This is a genomic window from Microbulbifer maximicatervae (SeqCode), from assembly GCF_056231245.1.
Window position 1 is genome coordinate 287,044 of record NZ_CP174334.1, and the last position, 17,668, is coordinate 304,711.

Here is a 17,668-nt window from a genome sequence, read left to right on the forward strand (position 1 = left end):
CCATGGTTAACCGAAAAATACTCACTTTGTTGCCACTATTGGCGGCGTTGAGTCATATGGCTGGAGCAAATGAGTTGAGCGGTTATGCGGGCCTGGAGGCCCGGGCATTCACCGCAGACCCTTTGGATTCAGCACAAAGTGATGCCGGTCTTTCTGCGTCTTTAAATCTCGAGTACTACCGAGATTTTGACGATGGAAACCAGCGTGTTGTGGCCAGTGTCTTTGGGCGCTGGGACAGTGAGGATAGCGATCGCAATCACGCGGATCTCGGCGAGCTTTACTGGTGGAAAGCTTACGATAGTTTCGAGCTTTATGCCGGGGTGCGCAAAGTATTTTGGGGAGTTACTGAAACCGTGCATTTGGTGGATGTGATTAACCAGGATGATGCGCTGGAAAATATCGATGGTGAAGACAAGCTTGGCCAACCCATGATTAACCTCCTGATGGAGCGTGATTGGGGAACACTGGAGGTGTACGGTTTACTGGGCTTTCGCGAGCGTCAGTTTGCTGGCCGGGAAGGGCGATTGCGTGCTCCGCTGCCGGTGGATGAGGATGCTGCGGTCTATCAATCTGACCGGGAGGAGAAGCATATAGATTGGGCCTTGCGTTACAGCCATGTACTTGGGGATTGGGACCTGGGCCTCAGCCATTTTTCCGGCACTAATCGGGATCCATTATTATTGCTTACGGAAGATGGCTTGCTTGCGCCTTACTATGCACAGATCGATCAGACGGGTGTGGACATCCAAACTACCCGTGGAGATTGGTTGTGGAAGTTTGAAGCTATTTCATTTAAACCTCGCGGTGAAGATCGCCAGACAGCGGCTGTCGGCGGTTTCGAATATACATTTTATGGTATTGGCGAAACGATCTCAGATCTTGGAGTATTAATGGAGTATCAATTTGATGATCGTACCGGACCTTGGTCTACGGCCAGTCAAAATGACATTGCAATAGGTGCGCGATACGCCCTAAATAATACACAGGATACGGAGCTTTTATTTGCCGTAAGTACCGATTTGGATAACGGTAGTCGTTTTTCCAATCTGGAACTGACCCACCGACTAAATGACCGCTGGTTAATGGAAGCTGAGGCGCGTTTTTTCGGTAATGCCGATGAAGAAGACCCTACCTACAATTTGCGCAACGACGACTATTTTCAGTTGGAATTACGTCGCTATTTTTAAAAGTTAATTCTCACAGGAATACCCCCATTCCCACCCCAAAGAGGCAAGAAGTTTTGGGGTGGGCTTTTTTAGGGAAGTGTATACTGGTCCAGAATTGTGGATAGCTGTTGGTAACTGTTTTTGCCTGCTGTGGTACTGCCCGTGCCTTTATTCAGGGCCACTACGCCTCGGCTTACCGCCATAACCATCGCGGCGAGGGCGGCACAATCGACACCGGCTTGCAATTGGCCATCGTCAATAGCCTTCTGCATACGGGTTTCGATCCGGTTCAGCATATCATTGGTACCCTTTGCTACCAGATCAGCGAGAAATCCTTCACTGGCACCCACCTCCATTGCTGCCATAGTAGCGATACAGCCTTCAGGAGTTTCAGAGCTCTCCATACCAGACTGAAGCATTTCCAGGAAGCCGCCCATGGCTGTGCGGAAGTCCGGGTGATTCAAGGTATCCATAGCATCGCAGGCGTATTGGGTGTGGAAATGTTCCAGACAGCGGCCATACAACCCTTCCTTGCTTTGGAAGGTGTTGTAGATACTGGATTTATTCAGTCCCATGGCCGATTCAAGATCCGACAAGGAAGTTGCTTTGTAGCCTTTTTCCCAGAAAATGCGCATGGCCTTGTCTAGTACTTGTGACTCATCGAACTGCTTGCGCCCACTCATTTATCGTTACCAAACCTCAAAAAAATGATAGTGACACATCAATCTGGGGGGGGCAAGACAGGGCAGGTTTTTGACTGATATTTCACTCATGTGGATGGTTAGTCAGGCAGCTTGGCAGTCTTTGAACCGGGAGAGCGTGACCAAGGCTTCTGAATTAGAGGGCAAGAAGTCGATGATGGCGGGCCAATTTGGAACAAAGGTATGTTAAGCATTTGGGTAGGGGTGAGTTACCGTATGGAGTGATACTATCCAGTTTCCTCTCTTTGATATTTCACCTATGATTTCTCCGTTCAATAATTAGGGGAGAGAGGAAGCATTATGGGAATTTTTGAAAAAGCTAAGGAGCTTGGTGAAAAAGTCAACGAGTCAGTAACTGCATTCAGCAGCGATGAAGTCCTAGCAAATACTGTGATTAAGGCCGTTGAAAAGCAGGAAAAGGTCAATGCTATTTTGAAAGCCAAGGGTTGTAATTACCGGGTTGCCGATATTGACCTGGGAATGGGAATACCGCCGACGGTAACTTTTGGCGTAAGGCGAGTGGATGAATTTAGCGGTGAGACCTGTGATGAAGCTGTCAGTGAAAATTCACAGGTGCCAGTGGAGGCTGACAGAGAATAATAGTTATTCTTGAATCATAAATCGAAATATATAATTAGAGTTGAAGCTGTGGATATTTTTCGAAGTAGGGATTTTACAGGTGAAAAGCCCTGGGCATCTAAATTAATCGCCAATATGAATGGAATTACCATCAGGTTGCATTGGAGTGATAAGCCTTATGTTTGGCATGTCAACGATGGAAAAGAGGTTTTTGCTGTACTCGATGGCTGCGTGGAGATGTTTTTTAAAACTGGGGGGAGGACAGATTCCACCCTGTTGAAATCTGGTGATATATTTTATGCCTCTGAAGGAACCGAGCATGTTGCACACCCTATCGGAGAGGCCCGCATTTTGGTAGTGGAGTCGGAGGGGAGCATTTAGGAAAATTTTATTTCCTGCTGGGCCGTAAGGAAGATATCACACTAGAGTTATACTGTGAAAAGATCCCTGTCGGCTCTCAATTGGGATCTGCGTTCATGTGGTCTCTTGCGCAATGTGCCTACTTTTAAAGGATGTGACTGAATAGGTCGACTTCTTGTCATTTAAATACCAATTTCACTGAATATAAAACGGTAGAGTCAATAATATTGAAACGGGACTGTGTACTTTATAGAGGTTGACTACAAATAGCCCATAAATTCAAAAAATATCACTGAAGCTATTTTTAATGCCCACCTTGTCTGATATGAGGTCTATACTCCTCGTTTTGCAGGTTTTGGTAGATGCTGCTAATCACAATACTTTGGACAGTTTTAAAAAATAAAATGGGAGGGAACCATAGGCAGAAATTGAGAAAATAAAGTTCCTGGACCTATTTGGTTTAATACCTGTTCATGGAAGATATAGTGAAAGATTTTTTGTTCGCGTTTCAAGTCAAAAAACTAAAATAAATTACATGTTCATGCTGTTTCCTGTGCTGATGGTCTTCCAGGAAAAGTGAAGTTTCTGAACATGGAACGATGCAGTTTAGCCAATGAGAAGCTCAATCGTTGACAGCTTTGTCGTAACTTTTACTTCGTTAAGCTCAATGCAGGATTTTCATGCACATTTTCCTAAACAACCTTGAATGTGTGATGGATATAGGTGCCGGTTTTAACTGTAAATCAGAAAAAACGACTGAGGAATTGGGGTGGTATTACAATGATATTTTTGGAACCTCACACCGTGGCCTTGAAATATCTATGATTAGCGTCACTGATCTGAAGTCGAATATTGCTGATACCATGGATGTCCAGCAGACCCTAGACGAAGATGGCTGATCCCGAAATGAGTTATATACTCACCATGCTTTCTAACTTGCACTAAATCCCTTGATCTAGATATTAATTATCTTCCTGCAGATATTTCCTACACCAAGGTGAAATCTGTTTCGGCCATCATTCCGGCAAGGTTACATATCGTTGTCAGGTAGCGATCTGACGCGAACTTGCGGTGGCTGTATGAAAGTGTTTACAGAGGCACAGAACGCCCCAGAAGATACGATGGAGCGGTTGACTTTGTTGCCGATTTCAATCGTTTTAAACATGTTGGCGCTCTTAATGATACTGCTGAGGTTTACACAAAGACTGTCTATGTCAGTTTGTTGAAAAGAGCTATTCGTGTTGTGATGCTAAAGTTTATTAATGGCGACAAATATAGTCACGTACTACCTGCCGTATTTGACAGCCCAGAACTGGATGCGATGACATGGATTACCTATTACAAGTCAATGTTTTAAATAGAATTTTCATTCAAAGATGTCAAACAGTACACAGGTCTAATCTACTGCCAGCCAGCACGAAAAGAGGCTATCAATCTATGAGTAAATAAAGTGTTGATAGTCCTCAATTTAAAAAAATAGAAGCAATAGACGAAGCAATATTTATTTAAATAGCCAGCTGGAAGCGCCATAAATTTAACTAGCATTTCATGGACAGAATTTTCAACGATTTAGGTCTGGATCTGATGTGTGGAAAAGTTTTCAGTGTTTACGAATGGTGTAGTGACTGTGGGGCAATAGCTGGATAAAGCTGTCCGAAGTGTTACGATTTAAGACTTATAGGATAGTCCTGCTGTGGTTTCGTGGGACAGCTATAACAGCTTTGGTACCCCTAACATCTAACATTTGAGTAGGGCTGATGATGGAAGAGGACAATGTGCTAAATTATCTGTCAGCAAATACCAACGCGGCTCTGGTTGTTGTCGATATGCAAAACGATTTTTGTTGTGCGGGAGGCTATTACGATCGCAGGCAACGGGGTTCCAGTAATATTGAACTAAAAATCCCGTCGCGACGTAGAGATTGGAGTCCGCGAATTATCCGCAAGGGTGATGATCTGGAAAAGGTAGTTAATAATGTTATTTTATGTATGAGGGTTGCCAAAGAGAGAGGGATCCCTGTTCTTCTGTTGCAGACAGTTATTAAGCCAGATCATAAATATCGTAATTCTTTTCTTCGGGGCGAGGAAAATAGAGGTAGGTGTTACTACCCTTGTAAGTCAAATACTTGGGGCGCGGAGATAATAGAGCCTGTTTGGCAATTGGCAGATGAGAGTGTAGTTGTAGTTGAAAAGCATGTTTATAATGGTTTTGTTGATACCTCCCTGGAGGAGGAATTGCTAAGTTTAGGGGTTGATACAATTTTTATTGTTGGTGTGGAAACACACATATGTGTTTTGGCTACTGCACAAAGTGCTTCATTTCGGTTCAAGACATATCTTTTGGAAGATTCTGTTTGGAGTGCCAATAGTAAGCTTGCTAAGCATGCACTTTCAATATTTAAAGATGGTTATGGCTATATCACTGATCATAAGGTTTTGTCTTTTGTGGGTGTACCATATGGCTCGCCTTAAGCAATAAATTAGAGATAGCTTATTCTGAATATGATTTTCTGCCTGAGCCATTTTGAATAGCCTGTCATCACCTAGACACTTTGGATAGTTTTAGGTACTAAAGCAGGTCGATGCCATGGATAGATCCTGTGAAAATAAGGTTTGCTCCTACCCGCCAACGATGGAAACCCTCTTAAGCGATAAACTACGTAGTAGCCGCGCCCAAGGTCAAGTAAATTGTAGTGGTCTATTTCTTCCGCGCAACTCGCTAAGATGGTAAAACTACTAAGCGAATCGAAATCTGACAACAGAAGGGGCACGTCAGCATTTTAAGCCAGAATTCAATAGAGACGCCGAAACTCTAGTCTCTGAGTAGAGATATTCAATTTCTAATGCAGCAGAGACTGTAGGAACCGCTGCCAATAACCTACGAGGCTGGGTAAAGGAGTTGGAGTAAAGCGGTAGTGGAGTTGGTAACGGAGAAACGAGCTGAGTTAAATCAGTTGCATATGGAGAAATAAATCCTAAAAAATCCAGTGCTTTATTTACGATAGAAATGAAATTAAGTACAGCTTAATTAAGAGTCAGCAGGGCAGCTTCCAATCAGGATGCTTGCCGGATAATTCAAGTAAATAGGAGCAGTTAAAGGTCTTATTTCCAGAATCAAGGCAGAGCCCAGGAATCCGTCGACTAATGAGATTGTTGTGCAAACAAAGCTTTGAAGTTAAGGGCCGTCGAGTTCGCAAGATCATAAATAAAATAGGTTTGGAAGTGCAGCGCAAGAAGCGATTTACACTGACGACAGTCAGTAAGCACCAACTGCCGGTTGGAGAGAACTTTTTGAGTTGGGGGGGCTCCGAGTACTCAAAATCAAGTTTGGACTATGGATATAACGTACGTCTGGACTTTGCAGAGCTGGCTGTACTTGTCAGTAGTAATTTATCTCTACTCGCGTCGTATTGTTGGGTGGCACCTTGAGCATTAGATGGAAGTGGCTTTGGTAAGCCGTGCGCTGATGCTAGCTGTCAACTAGCATACGCCACCAAAGGGGCTTCTGTATCATTTTGATCTAGGGCCGGCTCTATCCAACAGACGCTAATTAAGCAGTATGAAATGGTGTGTTCAATGAGCCGTAAGGGAAATTGTTGGGACAACGCACCGACTGAACGTTTTTTTAGCGGCTTGAAGCGAGGGGTGGTTAACAGGGACTCTCTATCCAACAAGGGAGGGCTCTATAGCTGATGTGAGAACCTATATTGGTTATTATAACTCACGTAGAATACATACAACACTGGGGAAAACGGCCCCCATCGAATTTAATAAATGTGTTTAAAGAAGTTTCCGGTTGGAGTTGACCACAATACCAAATGTGGGTGCGATTTTTATCAACCAGAGTGACTTGTGCTTCGAGGTGCCTTTTCCCCAAGATTGGAGCAAAGTTTAAATAGTGCCCGAGCTGCATGTCCAGGTGTAGTCCGCTGGCGCCGCCGAAGGCGATCATAGCTTTTTTATGGCGGGTGCTCTTACGGTCGATTTACTAATAAGCCGGTTCCCCGATCTTTGAAGACCTACTGCCATAATACTTTGCTGCTGGTGCGTCAGTATCCCCTGCATTGGTACTAGCTTTATTGAACTGGCGGTGTAGATTAATCTGAACTAAGGCGGCCTCGGTGGAAAGTCATCTTTTATCGTTGCGATAGCTTTTAGTTAATCCCTATCAGTGCAACTTAAGACGGGGGTTCATTGCGCGGTTGGCTTGACCAAGTAAATAGAGCAATATGGTCTTGGGCCAGCCATGAATTGTCGCCAAGTGCATTTGGTAGAAGGAGTGGTAGGCCAAACTGGCAATACGTCCCTCAAGGGTAAGGTTTTTTCTTAGTAAAGCACCCCTTAAGTTTCCTACAGCAGTGTTCGTGCTAAGGGAAACCAGCGTACCACGATCCCGGTAATGGAAGTGCCCCAGGGATTTATTTTCTATCAGGGCGACCAGGTTGGTGGAGCAGAGCTTGGCCATCTGTTGCGCGGCGAGTGCGCGTGATGGTACACGCTGATTGTTACCGTCGATGCAGCCGGCGCAATCCCCTATAGCAAAGATATGGGGGTCATTTTTGCTTTGCAGGGTGGTTTCCACCTCTATCTGGTTGCGCTGGTTGGTTATGAGGCCATCCAGCTGAGTGAGGAACTCCGGTGCCTTAACCCTGGTAACCCAGGCTCGAATTGCTGCGGGAATCTCTCTGCCGTCATCGGTAGTGAGGCTGTTGGCACTAACATTTTTAATATGGCAGTTGGTAAGTATACGAACCCCCATTTTAGATAGTTCGCGCGCGGCGCTATTGCCTAATCTTGCCGGTAAGTCCGGTAGCAGCTGGGGCTCAGCCTCGACTAAGGTAATGTCAATGGCTCCGGTTCGGATACGCCCATATTGGCTAACGTGTCTACTAGCAGCCACCAGTTCAGCAGAAAGCTCCACTCCGGTACAGCCGCCGCCGATAATGGCAATTTGTAATGTTTTATCGGGGTTTGTTTCTAGGCATAGAAAGTAATCGAGCAGGTGCTTGTGAAATTTGTGTGCCTGCTCAATGCTGTCGAGGGGAATACAGTGCTCGCGTACCCCTTCTATATTGGAGTCATCGCTTATGCTGCCAACGCAGATTACTAGATAGTCGTACTCTAGTTCACGCGGAGGTATTAGCTCGCAGCCTTTGTCATTCAGTACCGCCCCTAGGGTCAAAATTTGACGCTTCCTGTCGAGGGACTGCAGTGAGCCGAGTTGGAATTCATAGCCATTAGAGCTGGCGTGAACTTGGTACTCAAGAGCATCCATACTGGTGTCTAATGTACCAGCGGCTACCCGATAGATAAGGGGTTTCCAGGTATGGGTGCGATTCTTATCGACTAAAGTGATCTGAGCAGATGGGGCCTTATGTTTAAACCCTCGTGTTTGAGTAGAGTTGAAATGGTGCCCAAGCCGAGTTGCCAAATAAAGGCCACTGGCTCCGCCACCGATGATCACAATCTTTTTCATGGAGGTTGGTCACCCCGTTTATTACTTAAAAAGTTAACTCACTAATCTGTATATAACTCACATTGTGTTTGTATATAGGTGTTTACCGGCGTCAATTTGGGCGCAAGAATTCCCTGAATGAAGGGTGATAAAGTAATGTAGGCTAGTACGGAATTATCACACTTGGCTGTGTTCCGCTTGGTTATCGCAGGTAAGTAACTGCCGCCAGTGGCCATCTCTACGTAGGCTTACCTTTGGTTGTGGATTCTCATTACTGCTGGTCACATCAATGATAGAGGTGCTCTACAGTAGTCCGCGCACACAGCTCCGCTTTGTCTGCTGGCATTGCAGTGAACAGGCCACCACAGGCCTGTGGATCTGTGATCAAGACCTAGTGTAGCAGGGATTGCTATTCCCACGGGATCTTCAAAAAAGCTGCGACACAGGCGCGCGCCCGGCAACGGATTAATAGTCCACATTTGCAACACTAGGACATGGGAAACCTACCTCCGGTGAGTAGACGCCGGCCTTTTGAATAGGGTAGGAGAAAATGGTGCAATACTGAGTGAAGAACGTATTGTTGAATACACAGCAGATTTCAAGGCTAGAATGGTAGCTCTCACTAATCAGCTGAAAGTAGAGAAGGCAAGTTGGTTGGGAAGCCCAGCCGCAGTATTAGCATGAAAAAGACAGCGAAATCTCAGTCTCAAAGTGATGATAAAGAAATAAACAGACTAAGAAACTGCAAAAAGAAAAGGGTTGCCTAGAAAAATTGGGAAGTAATCCTGAAAGATTCGCGTTGACGGTCCTTAGTCTGTGGGGTTTTGATGTCAGGTTCCTATGTAGGTATTTGATGTTTCACACCAAGAGTTTTATAAACGGTTTCACCCTGATGAGAGTACTTGAGTCATAGGAAGTAGTCGAACTCTATAAAGTATTTTCTCACATGAAAATACTATAGAGGAGGCCCGCGCGTAGCTTTCTATTTACAGTATGAGTTAATTAAATATGCAACTTGGATCCAAGAAATATAAAGGAACTATTGATTTGCTGGATTAATAATAATTAAGCGCTTGGTGCGCATTCTCCTTTTAATCGTCTATTCTTGTTAGCTTTTCTTTAGGTCTCGCATTTTTTTTTGCAGGCTTTTCGAATCTGTATTGATGCTCTCTACCGGTTGCCCTGCGATAACAAGAACTTCAGGAAATAAACGTCGTTTTCTTTTCTTTTTAGACTGCTGCGTTGAGTTTTCGTCCTGGGTGCCGGCTCGATGTAAGGCAATGGGAATAACCGGAACAGACTTGCGCGATAAAATCTCCTCAAGATCTTTCAGGAATGGCTGCAGTTCGCCATCTTCACTGATTTTTCCCTCGGGAAAAATACAGAGTAATTCCCCATTTTCCAGGCTCTCCACTATGGTTTTGTAAGTGCGTTCACGGCTATTTGGATCATCGAGATCCAAGCCTATGGGAATGGCATCGCTCATATGCAAGATACAGCGCAGTAAGCGGGATTTATAGATTTTAGGATGTGCGATAAAGCGCACATAACGCTCGACGGTATCCGCTAATATTATTGGATCTAGAAAACTGATGTGATTACTAATAATCAGGGCGGGTCCTTCCCTGGGGATTTGATCCAGTCCTTTCTGGTTGACTCGATAGAGGATTCGCGCAGGTAGCAATAGCAGCCCGCGCATGATGAACTCTGGTAGCTTGGCAAAAATCAGGGTGACCACAATCAGGTTTAGTAAAGCGATAATGATGAAATATTTGGGGATAGAGATCTTTAGGATATCCAGGAAAGTGATACTCACGAGAGTAGCTGTCACCATAAATAACGCATTGACCATATTGCTGATTGCGATAATCTGCGAGCGGATCTTTACACTTGATCGGTCTTGGATCATTGCGTACAAAGGAACAGTAAAAATACCGCCAAAAATACCAAGTAGCGCCATATTGAGAAGGATCCAATAGGAACCATGATGGTTAAAAAATTGAGTCGGGTTTGCGTTGGGAAGTGTTTGAAAACTATCGGATTGGAGACCCAGCGCTAATCCAGCGCAAGTGATGCCAATAGCACCCAATGGCACTAAACCCGATTCGATACGACCTCGGGATAGCCAGTTGCACAGCAACGACCCCAAGGCAGTGCCTACAGTGAGGCTGCTCAGTAAGAACGTGATAACATCTTCGTTTCCACCAAGAGTATCGCGGGTAAAGTTGGGAATCTGCGCAAGGAATGCGGTGATTGTCAGCCAGAACCAGGAAATAGCGAAAATTGAGTAAAACACTGGAGGTGTTTGCCAAGCTAAGTACATGACACGCATGACGTGTGCCACCGGATTCCAATTGATGTGCAGTTTTGGGGATGAAGGTGGGGCTTTGGGAATTGCGCAGCTTGCCAGAAAACCAATGAAGGCCATGAATATCAAGGTGACCGCGATAAATGTCAATCCGTGTTGGCCGGGATGGGTAAATCCGACCAATATAGTGCCGACAATTGTTCCGGTCAGGGTACCAATAAAGGATCCCATTTGGATCAATGCATTGCCAGCAAGTAGCTCACTTCTATTTAATTGCTGGGGTATCAGGGAAAACTTTGCCGCACTGAAAAGTGTTGAGGATGTGCCATAGCAAAAAAAGACCACCAGGCTCAGGGCATAATGTTGGGTAAACATCGCAATAATTCCCACGATACCTATGCCTATTTCGGTCAATTTGTAGATTCTGATGAGCTTGCTTTTATCGAACTTATCGGAGATTTGTCCTGCCAAGGAGGAAAAGAGGAAGTAGGGAAGAATCATTAGGCTAATGGCAATATTGATCAGCGTGTTAGCTTCCTCTTCAGCCATACGAAATGCCAGTATGACTATTAACCCATTTTTGTACATATTACGACTGAAAACTGCAACAATCTGGGTTACAAACAGCGGCAGGAAACGCCGCGTACCGAGCAGCTTAAACTGGTTTTGAGCCATTATTTATCGCTCTTGTGGGCAGTGCTCCGCATGGTGGCTGTGGCGCTATAGATTGCTGGTTAAAGGCTCAATGAAGCCTATGGCAGCTATGGCATTTTGGCTGAAATCCGAATCTGTACCTGAATATAGCGAATTCAGTAAACTGCCCGAAGTGTTGTAATTAAATTCTACGGTATAAAGCTCAGGGACTGATGGAAATTATCGGTTTGGATAAAGGTTTTAAGTTAGGATAGGTAATTCATGTTGGAATTAAGGCCAAATTGCGAGAGCTGTGATAGAGACCTACCACCGAGTTCAGAAGAGGCGATGATTTGTACTTACGAGTGTACCTTCTGCCGCTCCTGTGTTGAGGTGCTGCTAAAAAATGTGTGCCCAAACTGCGGGGGTAACTTTTGTTCACGACCGATTCGCCCGCAAAGTGCACGGCGCAGTGGGGTGGGCATCGAATATCAGCCTGCTTCAAAAAAGCGGGTGAATACGCCTTACAGCCAGGAAGAGATCCAAGTATTCGTTCAGCAAGTAAAAGGTATCCCGCCAGCGGACAGGTAAAAAGGTGACTGAAAGCATTTAGGTAGTTTCAAGCAATGCATTTCGGCAGGTCTATCTGTATCAAGCTGGGGTCATGCGGTTTCTTTATAGGGTGAGTTGTCCTCTGTAGTAAGCTTTGGGGCTGGCAATATTTTGTCTGACGCCTTAAGTTATATCGCCTTTTTTAGGGGGAAGTTAGAAGGATAACTATGACGAGTATCGTAGCGGATATCGGTGGGACCAACGCCCGATTTGCCATCGCCAAGCCTGTAGCAGAGGGTTACCAGCTGGAAGAACTCAAAGTCGTTGATTGCCAACGCTTCGAGGGATTTGATGCAGCACTACAGCACTGGCTCGATGGGTTAAACCAGCCGCGCCCGGAGAAGGCGTGTATTGCAGCAGCCGGTCCGCTGGAGATGACTCCAACAGGTGGAAAGGTTTATATGACCAATCTGGGTTGGACTATTGACGCCGGCGAGCTGGCGCAAGAGTTTAGCTTTCCCCACCTAGAGCTGATTAATGATTTTGCCGCCTTGGCTCAGTCTCTGCCCCGTCTGGCCGAATCAGATTACCAGGTACTGCGCGATACTCCCCGGCAGGCAGGTGCCCCTATGGCGGTGCTCGGTCCCGGAACCGGCCTCGGTGTTGCCGGACTGGCTGAAGCCGATGGCCGATACCATGTGCTGGCGGGAGAGGGCGGGCATGCCAACCTGACAGTCTCCACTGAGCGTGAATTGCAGTTGCTGCAAATCCTGATGAAAACCCAGCTACCCGTTTTCAACGAATGGGTTTTGTCGGGCAATGGGCTGGTTAATCTCTATCGCGCAGTTTGCGAGCTGAACGGAGAGATCGCTGAGGACCTGACGCCCCCCGATATCAGCGCCCGAGGCCTTGAAGGTTCAGATCCGCTGTGCCGTGAAGCTCTGATAGATTTCCTCAATTTCCTCGGCAGTGCGGCCGGGGATGCGGCCTTGTATATGGGCGCTCGTGGCGGGGTATTTTTGGGGGGTGGTATACTGCCCAGGATCGCTGAACTGCTACCTGAGAGCGAGTTTGAGCAGCGTTTCCTGACGAAAGGGCGTGTCGCTCAATGGATGGAGGCCGTTCCGGTATACGCGTTGAATGCGGGTTATCAGGCTCTGATTGGCGCTGCAGTACAGCTTGAGGGGTAATTACTCGGTACTTTTGTTGGGTTATGGCCTGACAAACGTGTATTAAATTACACCTGTGATTGATCTCACACTTTTTCCCGTCTCCTCCCCCCTCGGGGGAGGATGTTATGGATTAGGGGCCGCCCTAGGATGCAGGGTCTCAACATAACGATAAGTCCAGGGAGAAGATGATGAGTCTATCCAATAAAGGTAAAGGGGCGCTCAGACCCACTTTGCTATCTGCTGCCATCGCGGCCTCCGTGTCCACCTCGGTTGGGGCCTATGCGCAGGAGCAGGAAACACTGGAAGAAGTAACAGTTACCGGTATTCGCACCAGCGTTTTGGACTCCGTTGAAGCCAAGCGCGCCGCCGATGTTGTGGCCGATGTGGTAGATGCGGGCGCTCTGTCATCTCTTCCCGACCAATCAATCGCCGATGCCCTGGGTCGTCTGCCCGGCGTAACCACCGTGCGATCCAACGGTCAGTCCTCACAGCTAAATATCCGCGGTATGAACGGCGACTTCCTGCAAACCACCCTGAATGGTCGCGAGCAGGCCTCTACCAGTGGTTATACCGAAAGTACTCGCTGGATGTCTTTTGACCAGTACCCAGCTGAGCTGATTAATCAGGCAGCGGTCTACAAGACTCCGAAAGCCTCTCATATTGAAGGTGGTGTAGCGGGCTCTGTAGAGCTGAAAACAGCCAATCCTCTCGACGCCGACAAAGAACACAACTTTAATGCCAATGTGCGTATGTCGTATAACGATGCAGCAGACGACGTCGGTGCCGACGAATTCGGTGAGCGCGTCACCCTATCGTACATGGGTAAATTTATGGATGACAAGGTGGGCGTAGCCCTGGGTTATTCTCACCTTGAGCAGCCGAACAGCTTTGTAAAGTCCCGCACGGGTGCAGACGGCCAAATCGGTTATGAGCCAGGGAACGATTTCGATGGTGATGGCAGTGAAGATGCTTTACCGCGAGCGTTCCAGTGGCAATCCGGTGATGGTACCGATACTCGTAATGGTTACCTGGCCAGCGTCGTTTTCGAGCCTACCGATAGCTTCAAGGCCCAGTTAGATTATTTTAAGTCTGACTTTGAGCGTGTTGATACTCGCCACGGTATTACGGTTGGTGGCCTGGCCAATACAAACTTTTACACCCTTTCCGATACCGAAGTGAATGGCGGTGTGGTTACCGATGGTACGGTAATTATTACCGACCCTAAGACAACTGATGATTCCAGCCCCTGGTTTGAATCCCGCTCTGAGGATCAATCCACCCAGGCGGACAGCGATAGTATTGGTCTAAACCTGGAGTGGAATTTAGGTGATCGCCACACCCTGGCCGTTGACTACTCCTACAGTAAGGGCACCAAGACGCGCAAGGACCAGATTGTGTCCATGCACGCTTACGACCTGACCTACGATGACGATGGTAACTTAGATACCTGGGAGGAAGCTGCTGGGCAGAGCTTTGCCTATTCCCTCAATGGCGATGGTATTCCCTCAGGCGTTTTCTCCGGTGTAGATTTTACCGATCTGGATACCATGCGTTTGTCGCGCTACGAAGAATACCCTCACGAGTACACCGATAAGGTTGAATCCTTCAAGTTCGATTACAAGTTCGATTTGGAGTGGCGAGCCATTGCCTCTATTGAGGCAGGATTCCGTGTCTCTGAGCGCACTTTTGACTCTGAGCGTGGAGCCTTCCTTTACGGTAGCCGCGATGGCCAATTCAATGGCTACTGTGCGGATAACCTGTCCGACATCGATTGTGAGCCGCAACTACTGGACGGCTATGTCAGTGTTGAATCCACCAGCGGGATACCACAGTTCGTAGTCAACGATATGGATGCCCTGGCTTCCAGTATTTTTGGAGCCGGTAACTACGAAGGTAAAAAGGTATTTAGCCAGGACTGGACTTTCGTTGAGTCCGGGACGATGAAAGAGGAAGTCTTTGCCTACTACCTGATGGCCAATATCGATACTCAGCTGGGGAGCATTCCAGTAACTGGTAATTTCGGTGTACGGGTTGTTGAAACCGATGTGAAGTCCAGTGGTATCCAAAATGTGGGAGCTGGCAATGGTATCGAAATTACTGATGACGTGGGTGTAACTTCAGATAGCTTCGACTATGTTGAGTACGGCCCCGAATACACAGACACCTTGCCTTCCCTTAACTTGAACTTTGAGCTGACCGAGCAGGACTACATTCGCTTTGCTGCAGCTAAAGTGATGGGTCGTCCACCGGTTGGGCAGCTGAAAGGCGGCGCTGGTTCCTGGAACAGCGTTAATAACGAAACGAACGATACTGAATACAATGTATGGACCAAAGGTTCTCCCTACCTCGATCCTTTCCGTGCAAACCAGTTTGACCTGGCTTATGAGCACTATTTTGAAGATGGCGGTGCGGTAACTGCAGCCATTTTCTGGAAAGATATCGAAAGCCTGGTAGAAAAGCAGTATATCTACCTGGATAGCCAGGCAGATCGAACGGCGCTGTTTGATTCCCTGGGCATTGAAATTCCCGTTGGTCTGGAAGCCGGCGCTTTCGAAACTTACGTGAACAACGACAAGGGTGGTTATATTCGAGGCATTGAGCTTGCGGGTACCAAAACCTTTGATCAGTTGCCGGGTATTTGGGCTGGCTTGGGTATGACCGCCAGCTATTCATATACTGAGAGTGAAACCGAAGTGAGTGGCGGTAACCTCTATGGTGAAAACCTGCCGTTGCCGGGCCTCTCTGAAAATGTCTGGAGCACTACAGTATTCTGGGACATCGGTAATTTCAGCTCCCACGTCAATGTTCGCTATCGGGATGAATTTATCCTGATTATGCCGATACCGGGAGGCTCTACTCCGGCCTTAGCTGAGGCGTACACTACCGTTGATGCTCAGATATCCTATGCATTTGATAATGGTATCGATGTGGTTTTCTCAGCGAACAATCTTACTGATGAGGCTGATGTGAAATCATATGGAGTAGATGGTGTCCTCGGTGAATATACTGAGTTTGGGCGTCAGTTTTACCTCGGCTTGAACTATAGCTACTAAGTATCACTGGTTCTTTCGGTGTAAACCGAAGATGTGATAAAAGACCGCCCGCTGAGCTACGCTTGCCGGGCGGTTTTTTTTAAATATTAAAGGGCCCGACAATAAGTGCGGTGCCGAATTTTTGAGGGTCGCCATGAGCAATCAACGCAAAAAAATAATTATTCTTGGCGGGGGTACCGCTGGCTGGATAACCGCCAATCTGATGGCGACCCATTGGCAGAATAAAGGGTTTGAAATCACCCTAGTGGAATCACCGGATATTGGGATTATCGGTGTGGGGGAGGGATCAACTCCGCCACTAAAGGGTTTTATGGAGACTATAGGAGTTAGCGAATCGGAGTGGATGCCTGCTTGTAACGCTACTTACAAGGTCGGTATTACCTTTAGGGATTGGTCGGTCAAACCGGGCTTTACCGAGTATGTTCATCCCTTTGTCGGCCAGCCGGACCAATTTACTATTCCGGCATTTTTTCATAATAGTTACCTGCGCAGGAAAGGCGTTGACTTGGAGGGGCACCCGGACCACTTCTTTCTGGCCACTGAGATGATTCGGCAAAAATTATCTCCAGTCGCGCCGGAAAACTTCCCTTTTGAAATTGCCTATGGCTACCATTTTGATTCTGGTTTATTGGGCCAGTTCCTGCGTCGTGTTGCAGAACAGAAAGGCGTTCGCTATAAGGTGGCGACAGTGGCTGGCGCCATGCTCGATGCACAGGGGAATATTGATCACCTGAAAACTACTGATGGTGAGGTTCTTAAAGCGGATCTGTATGTGGATAGTTCCGGCTTTCGTGGAAGTCTTATACAACAATCCCTGAAGGTTCCTTTTATTAGTAGCGCTGAGAGTCTGTTTAACGATTCTGCGGTTGTATTTACTACAGATCAGGAGAAAGAGTATGCACCGCATACTATTTCTACTGCGATGAAATATGGCTGGGCCTGGAAAATCCCACTGACTAATCGCAATGGCAACGGCTACGTTTACAGCTCTCGCTTTGTCGACGATGACAAGGCAGAAACGGAATTTCGCGCTCACTTGGGGTTGTTGGACAGTGATGTCGAGGCGCGTAGATTAAATTTCAAGGTGGGACGGGTTGCCCAACACTGGGCCAAGAACTGCCTGGCGGTGGGGCTCTCCCAAGGCTTTATTGAGCCTTTGGAGGCAACGGCGCTTGATATGGTTCAGGAGACTGTTGTGCGCTTTATAGAGGCCTATAACAATGGTGATCATACTGATAAATATAGAGATGACTTTAATAATCGTATCAGCGCTCGTTTTGATGCGGTGCGGGACTATATCGTCTGTCACTACCGTATTAGTTCGAGAACAGATACGGATTATTGGATTGCCAATGGCACTAATGAAAAGATATCTCCCTCCCTGCGTTCAATCTTGATGTCTTGGATGGCAGGCAAGAATATTACTGATGAACTACTGGATCAAAAACTGGATGTCTATTTCCCGAATGTATCCTGGAATTGCCTGTTGACTGGCAAGGGAATTTACCCGGGACAGGAACAGTTGCGTCCAGGTAATGAGTTTGCACACAAATATAAACTGGAAGAAATCAAGGATTTTAACCGCCGCTGTGCTCTGAACTTTATGCCACACATGGATCAGTTAAATCAATTAAGGGTGGGGTAGAAGAAAATCTGGAATAGTGCTCGGATTATCTCTGAGTACTATTCC

Annotated in this window: 13 protein-coding genes and 2 pseudogenes; 12 read left to right on the forward strand and 3 right to left on the reverse strand. The window is 46.8% G+C overall.

What is annotated here, in order from left to right:
- Positions 1-2 precede the first annotated feature (2 nt).
- The gene (locus ACJJIS_RS01315; protein ID WP_413663520.1) at positions 3-1,187 is read left to right on the forward strand and encodes a hypothetical protein; all 1,185 of its coding nucleotides are present in this window, start codon (positions 3-5) and stop codon (positions 1,185-1,187) included.
- A gap of 68 nt (positions 1,188-1,255) precedes the next feature.
- On the opposite strand, the gene ACJJIS_RS01320 is transcribed toward ACJJIS_RS01315, so the two are convergent.
- Positions 1,256-1,849, reverse strand: a complete 594-nt coding sequence (locus tag ACJJIS_RS01320; RefSeq protein ID WP_475709281.1) for a TetR/AcrR family transcriptional regulator — start codon at positions 1,847-1,849, stop codon at positions 1,256-1,258.
- Between the two features lie 318 nt (positions 1,850-2,167).
- Here ACJJIS_RS01320 and ACJJIS_RS01325 point away from each other — a divergent pair, with 318 nt between their 5' ends.
- From ACJJIS_RS01325 to ACJJIS_RS01355, 7 genes and pseudogenes are all read left to right on the forward strand, one after another.
- Positions 2,168-2,467, forward strand: coding sequence for a hypothetical protein (locus tag ACJJIS_RS01325; protein WP_475709282.1), 300 nt, complete (start codon positions 2,168-2,170; stop codon positions 2,465-2,467).
- A 48-nt stretch (positions 2,468-2,515) separates the two neighbouring features.
- Positions 2,516-2,827, forward strand: coding sequence for a cupin domain-containing protein (locus tag ACJJIS_RS01330; RefSeq protein WP_475709283.1), 312 nt, complete (start codon positions 2,516-2,518; stop codon positions 2,825-2,827).
- A gap of 659 nt (positions 2,828-3,486) precedes the next feature.
- Positions 3,487-3,705 (forward strand): hypothetical protein, encoded by a 219-nt coding sequence (locus ACJJIS_RS01335; RefSeq protein WP_475709284.1) that lies wholly within the window; start codon positions 3,487-3,489, stop codon positions 3,703-3,705.
- A gap of 167 nt (positions 3,706-3,872) precedes the next feature.
- A complete protein-coding gene (locus ACJJIS_RS01340) occupies positions 3,873-4,163 on the forward strand; it encodes a hypothetical protein (RefSeq protein WP_475709285.1) in 291 nt (96 codons plus the stop codon).
- 400 nt (positions 4,164-4,563) lie between these two features.
- A complete protein-coding gene (locus tag ACJJIS_RS01345) occupies positions 4,564-5,277 on the forward strand; it encodes a cysteine hydrolase family protein (protein WP_475709286.1) in 714 nt (237 codons plus the stop codon).
- 853 nt (positions 5,278-6,130) lie between these two features.
- Positions 6,131-6,241 (forward strand): annotated as a pseudogene (locus ACJJIS_RS01350) (DDE-type integrase/transposase/recombinase); the annotation flags it as partial.
- A 228-nt stretch (positions 6,242-6,469) separates the two neighbouring features.
- Positions 6,470-6,589: pseudogene (locus ACJJIS_RS01355) on the forward strand (hypothetical protein); the annotation flags it as partial.
- A gap of 384 nt (positions 6,590-6,973) precedes the next feature.
- Here ACJJIS_RS01355 and ACJJIS_RS01360 read toward each other — a convergent pair.
- Together ACJJIS_RS01360 and ACJJIS_RS01365 are read right to left on the reverse strand one after the other, a co-directional pair.
- A complete protein-coding gene (locus ACJJIS_RS01360) occupies positions 6,974-8,281 on the reverse strand; it encodes an NAD(P)/FAD-dependent oxidoreductase (protein WP_475709287.1) in 1,308 nt (435 codons plus the stop codon).
- Between the two features lie 1,087 nt (positions 8,282-9,368).
- Complete coding sequence (locus ACJJIS_RS01365; RefSeq protein WP_475709288.1) at positions 9,369-11,243, reverse strand: MFS transporter; 1,875 nt, start codon at positions 11,241-11,243, stop codon at positions 9,369-9,371.
- Between the two features lie 240 nt (positions 11,244-11,483).
- Between ACJJIS_RS01365 and ACJJIS_RS01370 the strand changes: the two genes are divergently transcribed.
- From ACJJIS_RS01370 to ACJJIS_RS01385, 4 genes are all read left to right on the forward strand, one after another.
- Positions 11,484-11,792 (forward strand): DUF1272 domain-containing protein, encoded by a 309-nt coding sequence (locus ACJJIS_RS01370; RefSeq protein ID WP_444907116.1) that lies wholly within the window; start codon positions 11,484-11,486, stop codon positions 11,790-11,792.
- Positions 11,793-11,980: 188 nt separating this feature from the next.
- Positions 11,981-12,943 (forward strand): glucokinase, encoded by a 963-nt coding sequence (gene glk, locus ACJJIS_RS01375; RefSeq protein WP_282931051.1) that lies wholly within the window; start codon positions 11,981-11,983, stop codon positions 12,941-12,943.
- 170 nt (positions 12,944-13,113) lie between these two features.
- The gene (locus ACJJIS_RS01380) at positions 13,114-15,978 is read left to right on the forward strand and encodes a TonB-dependent receptor (RefSeq protein WP_475709289.1); all 2,865 of its coding nucleotides are present in this window, start codon (positions 13,114-13,116) and stop codon (positions 15,976-15,978) included.
- Between the two features lie 133 nt (positions 15,979-16,111).
- Complete coding sequence (locus tag ACJJIS_RS01385) at positions 16,112-17,623, forward strand: tryptophan halogenase family protein (protein WP_475709290.1); 1,512 nt, start codon at positions 16,112-16,114, stop codon at positions 17,621-17,623.
- Positions 17,624-17,668 lie beyond the last annotated feature (45 nt).